At 40.9% G+C, this 14,202-nt stretch carries 10 protein-coding genes and 1 other RNA gene; 9 read left to right on the top strand and 2 right to left on the bottom strand.

What is annotated here, in order from left to right; all coding sequences use genetic code 11:
- Positions 1-153 precede the first annotated feature (153 nt).
- From ALFOR1_RS13470 to ALFOR1_RS13455, 4 genes are all read left to right on the top strand, one after another.
- Positions 154-786 (top strand): putative quinol monooxygenase, encoded by a 633-nt coding sequence (locus ALFOR1_RS13470; protein WP_104643260.1) that lies wholly within the window; start codon positions 154-156, stop codon positions 784-786.
- Between the two features lie 288 nt (positions 787-1,074).
- Positions 1,075-2,490 (top strand): efflux transporter outer membrane subunit, encoded by a 1,416-nt coding sequence (locus ALFOR1_RS13465; RefSeq protein WP_104643258.1) that lies wholly within the window; start codon positions 1,075-1,077, stop codon positions 2,488-2,490.
- Complete coding sequence (locus ALFOR1_RS13460) at positions 2,480-3,793, top strand: efflux RND transporter periplasmic adaptor subunit (RefSeq protein WP_104643257.1); 1,314 nt, start codon at positions 2,480-2,482, stop codon at positions 3,791-3,793. Before ALFOR1_RS13465 ends, ALFOR1_RS13460 begins: the two co-directional genes overlap by 11 nt.
- Entirely contained in the window at positions 3,790-6,873 is a 3,084-nt protein-coding gene (locus tag ALFOR1_RS13455) for an efflux RND transporter permease subunit (protein ID WP_104643256.1), read from the top strand. The genes ALFOR1_RS13460 and ALFOR1_RS13455 overlap by 4 nt, the downstream gene beginning before the upstream one ends.
- 373 nt (positions 6,874-7,246) lie before the next feature.
- Here ALFOR1_RS13455 and ssrS read toward each other — a convergent pair.
- A non-coding RNA gene (gene ssrS / locus ALFOR1_RS13450) (6S RNA) lies at positions 7,247-7,429 on the bottom strand.
- 193 nt (positions 7,430-7,622) lie between these two features.
- Here ssrS and ALFOR1_RS13445 point away from each other — a divergent pair.
- Genes ALFOR1_RS13445 through ALFOR1_RS13430 form a run of 4 tightly spaced genes read left to right on the top strand, consistent with a single transcriptional unit; the run spans position 7,623 to position 11,912 of the window.
- Positions 7,623-8,186: a UPF0149 family protein gene (locus ALFOR1_RS13445; RefSeq protein WP_058548079.1), complete on the top strand. Its 564-nt coding sequence runs from the start codon at positions 7,623-7,625 to the stop codon at positions 8,184-8,186.
- 38 nt (positions 8,187-8,224) lie between these two features.
- The gene (pepP, locus tag ALFOR1_RS13440) at positions 8,225-9,547 is read left to right on the top strand and encodes a Xaa-Pro aminopeptidase (RefSeq protein WP_104643255.1); all 1,323 of its coding nucleotides are present in this window, start codon (positions 8,225-8,227) and stop codon (positions 9,545-9,547) included.
- Between the two features lie 14 nt (positions 9,548-9,561).
- Positions 9,562-10,749 carry a 2-octaprenyl-6-methoxyphenyl hydroxylase gene (ubiH, locus tag ALFOR1_RS13435; RefSeq protein WP_104643671.1) on the top strand — a complete coding sequence of 396 codons (1,188 nt, stop codon included), beginning with the start codon at positions 9,562-9,564 and terminating at the stop codon, positions 10,747-10,749.
- Positions 10,746-11,912: an FAD-dependent oxidoreductase gene (locus ALFOR1_RS13430; RefSeq protein ID WP_104643254.1), complete on the top strand. Its 1,167-nt coding sequence runs from the start codon at positions 10,746-10,748 to the stop codon at positions 11,910-11,912. The genes ubiH and ALFOR1_RS13430 overlap by 4 nt, the downstream gene beginning before the upstream one ends.
- A 289-nt stretch (positions 11,913-12,201) precedes the next feature.
- On the opposite strand, the gene ALFOR1_RS13425 is transcribed toward ALFOR1_RS13430, so the two are convergent.
- Positions 12,202-13,401: an alpha/beta hydrolase-fold protein gene (locus ALFOR1_RS13425; protein WP_058548076.1), complete on the bottom strand. Its 1,200-nt coding sequence runs from the start codon at positions 13,399-13,401 to the stop codon at positions 12,202-12,204.
- Positions 13,402-13,832: 431 nt separating this feature from the next.
- Between ALFOR1_RS13425 and rpsF the strand changes: the two genes are divergently transcribed.
- Positions 13,833-14,174: a 30S ribosomal protein S6 gene (gene rpsF, locus ALFOR1_RS13420; RefSeq protein ID WP_004588455.1), complete on the top strand. Its 342-nt coding sequence runs from the start codon at positions 13,833-13,835 to the stop codon at positions 14,172-14,174.
- The last annotated feature ends 28 nt before the right edge of the window (positions 14,175-14,202 follow it).

The raw sequence follows: 14,202 nt of genomic DNA, 5'->3' as shown, positions 1-14,202 counted from the left end.
TTTATTGAACATTATTATGGGCAATATCTTCCATATTAATTGGGTTGTTCCTCTCTTTTTAAAAAGTCTCATATTTTGCACAATTAGCCTATCTACTCTCGCTGATTATTTTCATAAATGGCGATATGGCAACAAAATAAGTATGGGCTAATTATGATCACACAAATTGTTAAGTTTAATATTAAAGAACAAAATATTGAGCAGTTTAAAGCATTACTAGAAGACGATAAGCAAGGCGCTAAAGCCGAAACTGGTCTATTAGAAATGCGTTTATATCAAGATAAAAACGAATCAGGTGTATTTTTTGCCTATGAGCGTTTTGAAGATCAAAATGCAGTTGATTACCACGGCGCTCAAGGGTATACACATGCTTTATTACAAGTATTACCAGAAATTAGCCAATCAGCACCAGAGGTAATGCTTCTTGAAAACACAGCTCCCGCACCACTTCACGAAAGTAATCCAAAAGCTATAAACCCAGAAGACGATGTGTTTATTTTATTTTTTATATTTAAAATTAAGCCAAGTTTTAAAGAGCAGTTAATAGAGCGTTTTGAAACGCATGTAGAGAAAACTCGTAGCCAAGAGCCTGGTAATCTAGTGTTTGACTTATATAGCATTGAAAACAACAACGACACATTAGTTGTATATGAACATTGGCGGAATGAGTCGGCTCTTTGGGATATTCACTTTAATCAGCCGTACGCGCTAGAAACAGCAAAACTGTTAGAGCAAGCTGTTATTGGTGATATGAAGCAGTACATGAGTTTTGTTACTGAAATTTAAGCTTCTTTCAATTCGCTATAATACTGCCTTGTTAGTGACCTATTTTATTAATGCGATAATAGGTCACTAATTTTAATATAGCGTGTATAACTTCCCACCTAGCAAATGTTGTGCGTTATGACGTTTATTTTTTTAACATTTAAACCTGATCAAACCCTCACTTTTACCGTATAACTGCCTATTATGTTAATTCATCGCAACGTATGTAATGTTATGTAAAGTAAGTTGAGCCAAATTTGCCAAAGTGCTTGAATTACATTCATAAATGGCAGTAATTCAGGTTTAATTATGATTTGGCAATGCAAGCCAACCCTATTGGCAATTAGTGTAATGCTGCTTAGCGGCTGTACGAGTAATTTAAACTCGTCGCAGCGCATGGAGCAACCTAATGATGTGCCTCAGCAATGGCAACAAAAAGCCTCAAACTCAGTACTTGCAGTACAAGAGCAATGGCTCACTCAATTACAAAACCCTACGCTTAACAAGTTTGTACAACAAGCACTTAAAAATAACCAACAGCTTTTACAAACCAGCTACGATGTTGAAATTCAAAAGCAGCAGCTAATAGTATCTGGAGCAGCACTTTGGCCTAGTCTCGACTTATCTACCCGTACAAGCCGCAGTAAAGACAATCGTCCTGTTAGTTATAACAACGCAAGTTCAGTAAGCTTAGATTTAACTTATGAAGTGGATGTGTGGGGCAAGCTCTCTGATGCAAAGCGCGAGGCTAATCTTAACTATTTAGCTCAACAAGCACGCTTTGAGCAAGCCAAACAGCAACTAGTCGCAGATGTTGTTATCAGTTGGTTTGATGTCGTTTCAGCGCAGCAGTTGTTAGATCTATTTAAACGCAGAGAAGAAAACGCCCAACAAAGCCTAGAAATAATTGAATCAGGCTATCGTCAGGGTATTAATGAAGCACTTGATGTGTACCTTGCTCGAAACGAGCTTAACACTGAGCGCACTCGCATTGCGACACAGCAAGCTAATTTATCGGCTTCATCGCGTATTCTTGAACGCCTGCTAGGCGAATACCCAAAAGGTGCTATCAGCGCTAATAGTGACTTACCCGTTATTAATACCGATATACCTTTAGGTTTACCATCAGAACTTATAAAGCGCAAACCCACGTTACGTGCTAGCTGGTATGAACTTTTAGCTACCGACGCAGCTTTAGCTTATGCGCACAAACTGCGTTTTCCTAGTTTAAATTTAACTGCGTCTTTGAGTGATAGCACAGACAGAGTAAGCGATTTATTTTCGCCTTCAAGCCTTGCATGGTCGTTATTAGGCAGTATTTCAGCGCCACTTTTTGAAGGTGGACGTTTAAAAGCGAACGAAGAAATAGCGCGCCTTAATACTCAAAAGCAAGAGCAGCTTTATTTACAAACGCTTTATGACGCTTTTGGCGATGTTGAAAATGCAATCTCGCAGCAACAATCTCTCAAAGCGCAGTACACAAGTACTCTAGAAGCACAAGAAAACGCACTTGCAGCAGAACAACTTTCGTTTGAGCAGTATCAAAGCGGCTTAGTGACTTATACAACTGTGCTAGATGCACAAGATAGATCTTTTGACGCGCAAAGTTCTTTAATTGAAATCAAAAATCAATTAATAGCTAACAGAATTAACTTACACATTGCCCTTGGTGGTGATTTTGTAATGCCCTCAAGTGAACTAAAGAGCAATAATGATGAAAACTAAAACAGCAAAAATTATAATTCCAATAGTGGTCGTTGTTGCCACTTTATTAATTGTTATGTTTATTAAAGGTAATCCACCAGAGGCTAAGCGTTTTGGCTCTCCACCAAAGGCATCAATTAGCGTGGCAGCACTTGAGCTTAAACCACAAAGCTACCAAATAATGATTGATAGCTACGGCACTGTAAAACCACGTACGCAAAGCTTACTGGTAGCCCAGGCTTCGGGGCAAATAATTGACGTAAGCGATGATTTTAGAGAAGGCGGTTTTTTTGAAAAAGGCGATGTACTTTTACAGCTAGATGATAGAGATCACCAAGCTGAAGTTAAATCGGCGCAAGCTAATTTACTAACCGCAGAGCAAGGTTTGTTAGAAGAAAAAGCACGTGGTCAACAAGCTATTACTGATTGGAAACGTCTTGGTGGCTCAAAACAAGCAAGTAGCTTAGTACTGCGTGAACCACAATTAGCTGCGGCAGAAGCTGAGGTTTTATCGGCGCAGGCTGCGCTTGAAAAAGCAAAGCTTGATTTAGAGCGTACAAAAGTAACGGCACCTTACGCTGGGCGTATACTTAGCCGCAGTGTTGATTTAGGGCAAGTGGTGAGTAACAATACACAGCTTGCCACTATTTATGCAATCGACAGTGTCGAGATCCGCCTACCTATTAAAAATAAAGATCTTCCGTTTGTAAATTTACCAGAGCAATACCGCGATGGCGCTAAAAATCAAGCGGGATCTGTAGTTGAGTTTTCGTCTGACTTAGTTGGCGAACAAATTTGGCACGGGCAGCTAGCCCGTACTGAAGGTGCAATTGATGAAAATGCGCAGCAGCTTTACGTGGTTGCAAAAATTAACGACCCGTATAAAGCCACAGCCAACAACCAATATCCGATAAAAATAGGTCAATATATTAAAGCGCAAATCACAGGTAAAACAGTACCTGATGCGTTAATTATTCCTAATAGTACTATTTACCAAGGCACGTACGTTTATATTGTTGAAGGCGGTGTACTAAAACGTAAAGACATTACACTTGCTTGGCAAAATGCGACACAAGCGATGATAAAAACGGGTTTAAATGCAAACGATAAACTGGTTATTACGCCACTTGGACAAGTCAGTTCTGGCACACAAGTCAGTATTTTAGGTGAGCAAAATGCTGAGCAACCAAAAGGTGCGAACAAACAAGGCAAAGGAGGGCGCCCGTCACGTGAGCAGCTTGAGCAAAAAGCAAAAGAGTTGGGTATTAGCGTTGATGAATTAATAAAGAAACGTCGCGCAGCAAAACAAGGAGATAAACCATGATAGCTTGGTTTACCAAAAACCATGTTGCTGCCAATTTATTGTTAGTGACGTTATTGCTGTCGGGGCTGTTTAGTTTATCGAGCAAAATACCGCTTGAGGTATTCCCATCATTCGAAACCGACATGATAAGCGTAAATGTAACTCTGCGTGGTTCAACGCCTGAGGATGTGGAACAAGGCGTAACAATTCGAATAGAAGAAGCCGTTCAAGATTTAGAGGGTATAAAACAAATATTCAGTCGTTCGTCAGAGGGCTCTGGCTCTGTAACGATAGAAGTAGAAAGCGGCTGCGATCCACGTGAGCTACTTGCTGATATAAAAAGCCGAGTAGATGCAATTAATACCTTTCCTGCGGATGCCGAAAAGCCAATTGTAGCGTTAGCTGAGAGAATTCGTGAAGTAATAGCCGTTACAGTATCGAGTGATTACGGCGAAAAAGAAACACGTGAATACGCAGAAACAGTTCGCGACCAAATACTACGTTTACCTAATGTGACACAAGTAGAGCTAAGCGGCGTACGCGATTACGAAATTGCCGTAGAAGTAAGCCAAGACACATTACGCCAGTACGATTTAAGCCTTGCAGAAATATCGAGCGCGATTGCTAATTCAAGCTCTGATATTTCTGCTGGTAACTTAAAAACAGAAGGTGGGGACGTACTTATAAGCTCTAAAGGGCAAGCATATCGTAAAGATGAATTTGCCAGTATTGTTGTTAAAAACCAAACCGATGGCACAATTATCCGGTTAGGCGATATAGCATCAATTAAAGATGACTTTGAAGAAACACCAGTACGTACGCGCTTTAACGGCAAACAAGCTGCATTTATCGACGTGTACCGTATTGGTCCGCAAAGTGCTATTACAGTAGCTGACGACGTTAAAAACTATATAAAAGAGCAGCAAAGCTCGCTTCCTCAAGGGTTCGAACTTAGTTACTGGGATGATGACTCGGAGCTTGTAAAAAGCCGTATTTCAACCTTAACCACCAATGCCCTACAAGGTGGTATTTTAGTACTGGCTTTGCTGACTTTATTTTTACGCCCTGCAATTGCATTTTGGGTGTTTATTGGTATTCCGGTTTCATTTATGGGCGCGTTTATAGCCATGCCTATATTTGGCGTAACACTTAATATTATGAGCTTATTCGGTTTTATATTGGTACTGGGTATCGTGGTGGACGACGCCATTGTAACTGGCGAAAACGTCTATACGCATTTAAAAACGGCTAAATCGGGTGAGCAAGCTGCTATTTTAGGTACTCAAGAAGTCGCAACGCCAGTTACTTTTGGTGTATTAACTACCGTAGCCGCATTTTTACCCTTGGCTTTTATTGAAGGCGCCCGAGGAGCACTGTTTGCACAAATTCCGGTTGTGGTTATTCCGGTATTATTGTTTTCATTAATCGAATCTAAATTTGTATTACCAGCGCATTTAAAATATATAAAACTGCGCCATGAAAAAGGTAATCCTTCAAAGTTAGATGCACTTCAACAGCGTTTTGCAGATGGATTTGAAAACGCGATTTTGAAGTACTACCAACCCACACTAAATTTAGCGCTGCGCCACAAAGTGACATCGGTTAGCTTATTTGTAGGTGTGTTTTTTATCATTTTAACTATGATCACCAGTGGGTGGACTAAGTTTGTATTTTTCCCGCGTATACCCAGCGAAACCGTGCGCGTTAACTTAACACTACCAACAGGCACACCCTTTGAAGTAACTAATAAATATGTAATTGATATGTCGCAAAAAGCGCAGCAATTACAAGATAAATACCGCGATCCAGACACAGGTGAAAGCGTTATTTTAAATATATTAGCAACAACAGGTGGCCGTGGCGGAGTATCTAACTCAGGCTCTGTACGCTTTGAAATAACACCAGCTGAACAGCGTGAGTCAGATATAGGTTCACGAGAGCTTGCCAGTGAATGGCGCGATTTAATAGGCGTGATACCAGGTGCAGAAAGCCTAACATTTAGAGCTGAAATAGGCAGAAGCTCTGACCCAATAGACGTACAACTAAGCGGTACCTCGTTAACGATTCTACAAGACGTGGCTGATCATATTAAGACGCGTTTAGCCACTTACCCAACGGTATTTGATATTGCCGATAGTATGTCAGATGGTAAAGAAGAGTTACGCATAGAGCTTACCCAGCAAGGCTTAGCACTGGGTTTAAATAGAGTTAATGTAGCAGGGCAAGTACGTAACTCATTTTTTGGCTCGCAAGTTCAGCGCATTCAACGTGGACGCGATGATGTACGTGTAATGGTACGCTTGCCTATTGACGAGCGTCGCTCTGTAGCCGATTTACAAAACATTCTTATAAACACACCTGCGGGCGGTTCTGTACCGCTATCGCATGTAGCTACACTGACTGCGGGGCAAAGCCCTTCAACAATTAATCGAATCGATCGTTACCGTACTTTAAATGTGACCGCCGATATCGAAAAAAGTAATACAAACATGACTATTTTGCAGGCTGATCTATCTGAGTATCTTGACGGCTTAATGCAGCAATACCCTGGAGTAGATTACAAACTAGAAGGTGAAGCTAAAGAGCAAAGAGAGTCATTTGGTTCATTGGCTTGGGCACTAATCTTTGTATTTTTTATTATTTATGCGCTGTTAGCTATCCCGCTTAAATCGTACATGCAGCCACTTATAGTAATGAGCGTAATTCCGTTTGGCATGATAGGCGCCGTAGTGGGGCACTGGATTATGGGAATGGATTTAACCATTATGAGCTTGCTAGGTATGCTGGCACTTATAGGGGTAGTGGTAAACGATTCACTAGTTCTGGTTGATTTTATAAATAAAAAACGCAGTGAAGGCGGCCGTATAATTGATGCTGTTAAGCTTGCTGGGGCTGCGCGTTTTCGCCCTGTAATGTTAACTAGTTTAACCACCTTTATAGGCTTAATGCCGTTACTATTTGAAAAAGCCACTCAGGCGCAATTTTTAATTCCAATGGCGGTAAGCCTTGGTTTTGGGATTATCTTTGCAACCTTTATTACTCTATTGCTAGTACCAATAAACTATATGTTGATGGAGCGGTTTCAGGGTTGGTTTAAGTAACCAGAGTTAAAACTAAATAGATAAATTGAAAAGAGTTCTAGGACTAAGCTGTAAGTGAGAAATTGCTTACAGCTTTTTTTTGCTAAAGTTTATAGCAATTTTATTAAAAGCATGGTCAATTTATTGTATTAAATAGCGCACTCATTGCGTTAAAAATTATTTATATACGACGCTATGGATGCAAAAGCTAGATCAATGCGCGGAGTAATTAGCGATAACAACTCTATGTCATAGTTTTTCGTTTTATAGTTGCATTATTTTCTAGGCGCTTTAATAAATAGCTAATTTAATGCCATTGAAATTATAAGAATAATTTAGACAGTTGTAACAAGGAAGATGAATAAATAATAAGAGGGATTATAAAACTAAGAAGATGTTCCCCAAGATACGGTACCCGGTTTCAGTCCTGAAACCAGAAGGTTTCAGGGCGGAAATCTGCGGTCTACCGTAGGCTTCTCGGTACATGCCGAGCTTGCACAATAGTAGACGAACAGAAATCCTGGTATAAAATTTATCGGCTCAGGGACTTAACCAAGCTCCGGTACCCCAGGGAACAATTTAAGTATATAAGACATAATCCAATCCTTAAACCCTAAACGTAAAAAATTAAACTGTTCGCTTGGTTTTCCCCCAGCTTTAACTCGTCATTTACTTTATCGCATGCTTTTTGAGCTTGATCATACAATTAATTGGAGTTGCTTTTTATCGAGTGGTAGCATTGCTTTAACTAGCAAAGTGAAGATATAAACATGAGCGATTTACCTGATTACGAAAAAGCCCAGCTGCTTTTAGAAAAAAACGAAATTTTTGTATCACCTGCAGAAGCACATGGCGTTATTAGTGGCTTATTAGCATGTGGGTTGAGTATTGACGATAAAGAATACTTAGGCTTATTAAGCGACGTATTTAACGATGGTGAATCGTTTAGTAACGATTTAAAGCAATTTTTTGGCACTATTTATAAGCAAGTAGTTGCAAGCTTTAACGATGAAGCCTTTGCGTTTGACTTATTTTTACCAAGTGACGACGAAACACTCATCGATCAGGCAAATGGCCTCGTATCATGGGTTGCAGGCTTTATGCTTGGCTTTGGCTTAAAGCAAAAAGATTACGGTAAGTTATCGGCAGATGTTAAAGAGGTTATTAGTGATTTTAGCGAGATCACTCGTCTAGATACCACCTTCGAAGAAACCGAAGAAGATAGCAATGCGCTTCATGAAGTGATTGAGTATGTTCGTGTGTCGGCACTGCTTTGCTTTGCAGAGTTAGGTAAAGAGCAAAAAACACAAACAACTAAAAAAACTCTGCACTAAACATTCACTTTTAAAACAGCAAAACGGGTTGGTAAATAATGGTTGAAATAGATAAGTCAGAATTTAAAGCACGTCGCGAGCGCTTACTTGCACAAATGGATGCAAACAGTGTGGCAATTATTCCTGCCGCCAGTGAAGTTACCCGCAGCCGCGACACTGAATATGCCTTTAGACAAGATAGCGACTTTCTTTATTTAACCGGTTTTAACGAATCCGATGCTGTTTTGGTGCTTAGTAATAACAGCGACATACCTAGTACACTCTTTTGTCTTGATAAAGATAAACTAGCCGAAATTTGGCATGGCCGCAGAATTGGCTTTGATAAAGCTAAAAGTGACTACTTGTTTGATGAAGCTTACCCGCTAAGTGAGTTAAACGATAAGCTCGTAACTATGCTCAATGAAAAAGATGCAATTTATTTTGCACAAGGCGCTTATCCTTCATTTGATACCAAAGTTTTTTCGTTATTAGGTACGCTTAGAAGTGGCTCACGAAAAGGCTTTAAAGCACCAAGTGCCATAAAAGAAATACGCGGCCTGATTCACGAAATGCGTTTGTTTAAATCGCCAAGAGAAGTAAACATTATGCGTGAAGGCTGTGAAATAAGTGCTCGCGGACACATGCGGGCAATGCGCTATTCGCACCCCGGTGCTACTGAGTTTCAGCTAGAAGCAGAGCTGCATCATCATTATGCAATGAACGGTGCGCCGTACCCAGCTTACGGCACCATTGTTGGCAGTGGCGATAACGCTAATATTTTGCACTACACGCAAAATAGCGATGTGTTAAAAGATGGCGACCTAGTATTGATTGACTCTGGTTCTGAGCTACAAGGCTACGCGGCTGATATTACGCGTACTTTTCCCGTAAATGGACAATTTAGCGAGCCGCAAGCCGCGCTTTATAACATTGTACTTAAAGCACAAGAAGTAGCTTTTGAAGAGGTTAAACCCGGCGGGTTTATGTCGCACGCTAATAAACGTGCAATGGAAGTGATGACCCAAGGTTTACTCGATCTCGGTATTTTAACCGGCGACTTTGATGAATTAATGGCAAAAGGAGCGTGCAAAGAATACTACATGCATGGTCTTGGTCATTGGTTAGGGCTAGATGTTCACGATGTAGGTGATTACAAACAAAATAATGTTGAACGCGCATTTGAGCCAGGCATGGTCTTAACCATAGAGCCCGGGCTTTATATAAGTGAAGATTCAAACGCACCACAGCAATATAAAGGCATTGGTATTCGTATTGAAGATAACCTTTTGATCACTGAATCAGGGCACGAAAACCTAACCCTAAGTGTGCCTAAAACCATAAACGATATTGAAATACTAATGCAAAGCGCTAAAAACGCATAAGCTTGGAGAGTAAAGTGGCTAAGCAGTTTGATGTTGTAGTTATTGGTGGCGGGCTTGCTGGTGCAAGCTGCGCGCTAAGTATTGCTAAAACAAATCCTTCACTCACTATTGCGGTAGTAGAAGCAAACCAAGTAACGGGCGATTACCACCCAAGCTTTGATGACAGAAGCATAGCCCTTGCTCAGCAATCTGTTGAGTATTTACAGCGCTTAAATTTGTTTGATAAAAATGCACCGTTTACAGCAGCAATAAAAAAAGTAAGCGTGTCGGATCGTGGTCACTTTGGTAAAGCACATATTAATTGCGACGAATTTGCTAAGCCCTCATTAGGTTATGTAGTTGAGGTAAACCCGTTTGGCCGAGCACTCTATCAGCGATTAACACAGGCGAGCATTTCACTTTATTGCCCCGACAGCGTACACACCATTAAGCAAAGCCTAAACAGTAACGAGCTTACTTTACAAAGCGGCGAGCAATTAAATACTAAGCTACTTGTTATTGCCGATGGTGCACAATCTCCAACCCGAAAATTACTCGGTTTACGCTTTAACACTCAGCCCTATGAGCAAGGCGCTATAATTGCAAATATTGAAGTAGCAGGCGGGCATAACAATCATGCTTATGAGCGTTTTACTGAGCACGGGCCTATGGCGCTTTTACCAATGAGCAATAACCGTTACTCATTAGTGTGGTGTATGAAGCAACAGCAAGTTGAGCAGCATACCGTTTTAAATGAAAGCGACTTTTTAAATACGCTACAAAGTGCATTTGGTTACCGAGCAGGGCAATTTACAAAAGTTGGCACACGCACAAGCTACCCGCTGGTTTATGGGCAAGCAGAATCATTAACGGCGCATCGTACAGTAGTAATTGGTAACGCCGCACATGCTATTCACCCTATTGCAGGGCAGGGCTTTAATTTAGGCCTGCGTGATGTACAGGTACTTAGTGATTTAATAGCAACAAGTAAAAACGAGTTAGGCTGTTATGCGTTTACCCGTGAGTATTCACAAAAGCGCATTAGTGATATAAATACTGTAATGACATTAACCGATGCACTGGTTAGGCTTTTTTCAAACTCGTCACGGGTATTGGCGCTTGGGCGCAGCATTGGGCTTTTCTCAATGGATTTATTTCCCGCATTAAAAGCACCCTTGGCAAAGCAGCTAATGGGGCAAGTTAAACAAGGTAGGCGTTTATGAAGCAAGCACAGGTTTGTATAGTGGGTGGTGGCTGCGTAGGCTTAACTCTCGCTTTAGGGCTGGCAAAAGCCAATGTAAGTGTTGTGGTGTTAGATGCCGGGCCAAAACAAGCGCCCCGAACTGATGAATACGCCTTGCGCGTCAGTGCGCTGAGCATAGCAAGCCAAACCTTGTTTGAACAATTAAACGTGTGGCCACACATAATGGCAGAGCGAGCGTGTGCCTATACGCATATGGACGTACGCGACGCCGACAGCTTTGGTAAAATAGCCTTTAATAACGAGCAACTTGAGCTTGAACACTTAGGCCATATAGTAGAGAACGATATTATTCGTTTTGCACTTATAAAAGAGCTAGAGCAACAACCAAGTGCCACACTCATGTTTGATACTGAGTATCAGCAAATACACCAAAGTGAGTCCGACGTATTTATAACTCTTAAAAGCGGCGAGCCAATTATTGCTAAGCTGCTGGTGGCGGCCGATGGCGCAAATTCGGCTATTCGTAAACAATTTAATATGGCGCTCAGCTTTAAAGATTACGACCACCACGCGCTAGTTGCTACGGTTAAAACCCATGAGCCACATGCATACACCGCGCGCCAAGTGTTTTTACCAACAGGGCCACTGGCATTTTTACCCTTAAGCGATGACAACACCCACTCTATTGTATGGTCTACCAGCCCCAACCATTGTGATGAATTGTTAGCAATGGACGACAGCAGCTTTAATAAAGCCGTAATGGCTGCGATAGATGGCCAATGCGGGCTGTGTGAAGTGCTAAGTAAACGCGCAGCATTTCCACTTAAAATGCGCTACGCCCAGCAATGGGTAAGTGGCAAAGTGGTATTAATGGGTGATGCAGCGCACACCATTCACCCTTTGGCAGGTCTGGGTATGAACCTAGGCCTAAAAGACGCCGCGTATTTAATTGAGCTTTTAACAAGGGATAGTAAAGAATTTGCCAGCACGCGCACACTTCGTGATTACGAGCGCACCCGCAAGCTCGACGCGCAAAAACACATAGCTCTGATGCAAGGGCTCAAAGAGTTATTTGAAGGTGCAAACCCAGTTAAAAAGCTAATACGTGGAGTCGGGCTGTCACTCGTTGATAACCTAGGTCCAATAAAACACCTGTTCGCCAAAGAAGCGATAGGCAAATAACGTAGGTTGGGAAGAGCGAAGCGAAACTCAATGAGAAAGTAAAGTAGTCAGTTTTTAGCTGTCAGCTTTCAGTCAGAGAAAAACCGATGTTTAGTTTAAACATCGGTTTTTTGTTTTTAAGCGGCTTTAAATAGATTAAAAGCTGCGCTTTTCACGCGAGCAAGCTTGGTGTCTACGTGTAAAGTTTACCACTGAGCTTAATTTTACCTGTAGGCGTGCAACTTGCTGACACGACGAGCGTAGCGCGTAATTATTATCGTTAGTTAAAAAGCGCTTTGTGTTAAATCAGCTACAAATTATTTTGTGCTTCATTGACCATATCTTTGAGCGCATCAACTAACATTGGATCTCGCGAGTTTTGTTTAGCAAGTTCTAGTGCGTGTTTCATACTAGTAACAGCCTCCTTAAATTGTTTGTCAGCCGTGTAGCCTTGCGATAATCGCATGTGGGAGTAAGCAGCATCAGGATAATCGCGAGTGAAGTGTTTAAGCGTAGTTATCGCTTTTTTAGTATTGCCAAATTTTTGCTGGCTATGGGCAAATTCTACGTACACATCTTGTGGAATTTTAAGCTCAAATCCGTACTTATCACTCAGTGCTTGGTAGTAACCGGTAATAAGCGATACATCAGCAAATCTTCCGTGCTCGTCAGTCACTTTAAATATTAGGTCGCCAAATAGATTAATTAGGCTATCGCTAAGTGCTGGTAGTATGGTGCCCATATGAGAAAAAGTAGGGTAATGTTTATACTCCCATTTTAGCTGCGTAGGCATTTGTTGTTCTAAATTTACTAACGTATTTAATACACCCGTATAAAAGCGTGACCCTTCACTTGCTACACTAATAAATAACGATTGAGCGCCTTTAGGGTTTTTAGTGTATTTAATAATATTATTTTTTAACTCTTCGTCACTCCACCAACTATTTGGGCTAATAGCTATGTAGTTGTTAAATAATTCCGGTTGATTAACTAAAGTATAAAGCGCCAATGTACCAGCATTAGAATGACCAATTAAGGTGCTGTAGCCGTTAGTTGAGTAATTACTATTTATATAGGGCATGAGTTCGTCAGACACAAACTTTAAAAAATTATCGGTTTGCCCAGCGTCAGGCCATTTATTTTTAACAAAGGTTTGAAATTCAGTTTTTGGCTCACCTTGTACTTTAGGTAAGTAATCACGAACGCGGTAGGTTGTATCAACACCAACAAGCATTGCATTAGGTATTTGCTCGTAATCAACAAGGGATTTAACTACACCAGAGGCTGTATGAAAGTGCTCAACACCATCAAGTAAATAAATAACATAAAGCGGCTGATCGTCTTTTACAGTGTCAGGTATAAAAATTCTGATAGGCCTGTCTTCGTTAAGTATTTTTGATTGTAGAATAACTTTTTTACCAACGGGTATGTCGGTTGTAGAGGTGTTTGCATAGCTCGAAAAAGATGTACTAACTGTAAGTACTAATACTAGCGATAGTAAGAGCTTCATAAATATCCTTATTTAGTAATGTGTTGCTTAATAATTGCACGACTTTATGTTTGAGTAAATGTTTATATTTTAGGGGCAAATGTAGAGCTTAAGTAATTTAAAGCTGCGCTTTTTATGCAAGCAAGCTTTGTGTCTACACACAAACCCAAAGCACTTATTGTAATTCTGCTTGTTGATATAAAGCGGACGCATATTAATATCACTCTGATAGCTGATAGCTGATAGCTGATAGCTGATAGCTGATAGCTGATAGCTGATAGCTGATAGCTGATAGCTTTAACACTTATCTATTAAAGCTTAAAAAACCTGCTTGCTTAATTATCCATCTAAGCGTAAAATGCGCGCTCATTTCGGCTTTTAAACTATTAATTCCTTGCCTTAAACCGACCGGCCGAAACGGTAGAAGGCTCTATTAACCGTAAGGAATATCCATGCGTCATTACGAAATCGTATTCATGGTTCACCCTGATCAGAGTGAGCAAGTATCTGGTATGATCGAACGTTATACTGGTTCTATCACTGAAGCTGGTGGTACTATTCACCGTCTTGAAGACTGGGGCCGTCGTCAACTGGCTTACCCAATCAACAAGCTTCATAAAGCTCATTATGTTCTTATGAACGTTGAAGCACCTACTGAAGTAATCAGCGAGCTAGAAACTACTTTCCGCTACAACGATGCAGTGCTTCGTAACTTAGTTATGCGTACTAAAAATGCAGTAACTGAAGCGTCTCCTCTTGCAAGAGAAGAGAAGAAAGAAGCACCAGCTGCTTAATTGTTTTGAGTCCTAGCATGGCACGTAG

The sequence above is a fragment of the Pseudoalteromonas carrageenovora IAM 12662 genome (assembly GCF_900239935.1).
In the GTDB taxonomy this organism is placed as follows: Bacteria; Pseudomonadota; Gammaproteobacteria; order Enterobacterales; family Alteromonadaceae; genus Pseudoalteromonas; species Pseudoalteromonas carrageenovora.
This window is presented reverse-complemented; position numbering and strand designations above follow the sequence as displayed.

Coding starts and splice junctions, on each gene's coding strand:
- ALFOR1_RS13455 (WP_104643256.1), top strand. CDS start 3,790: ATGATAGCTTGGTTTACCAAAAACCATGTTGCTGCCAATTTATTGTTA.
- ALFOR1_RS13445 (WP_058548079.1), top strand. CDS start 7,623: ATGAGCGATTTACCTGATTACGAAAAAGCCCAGCTGCTTTTAGAAAAA.
- pepP (WP_104643255.1), top strand. CDS start 8,225: ATGGTTGAAATAGATAAGTCAGAATTTAAAGCACGTCGCGAGCGCTTA.
- ALFOR1_RS13465 (WP_104643258.1), top strand. CDS start 1,075: ATGATTTGGCAATGCAAGCCAACCCTATTGGCAATTAGTGTAATGCTG.
- ALFOR1_RS13470 (WP_104643260.1), top strand. CDS start 154: ATGATCACACAAATTGTTAAGTTTAATATTAAAGAACAAAATATTGAG.
- rpsF (WP_004588455.1), top strand. CDS start 13,833: ATGCGTCATTACGAAATCGTATTCATGGTTCACCCTGATCAGAGTGAG.
- ALFOR1_RS13430 (WP_104643254.1), top strand. CDS start 10,746: ATGAAGCAAGCACAGGTTTGTATAGTGGGTGGTGGCTGCGTAGGCTTA.
- ALFOR1_RS13460 (WP_104643257.1), top strand. CDS start 2,480: ATGAAAACTAAAACAGCAAAAATTATAATTCCAATAGTGGTCGTTGTT.
- ALFOR1_RS13425 (WP_058548076.1), bottom strand. CDS start 13,401: ATGAAGCTCTTACTATCGCTAGTATTAGTACTTACAGTTAGTACATCT.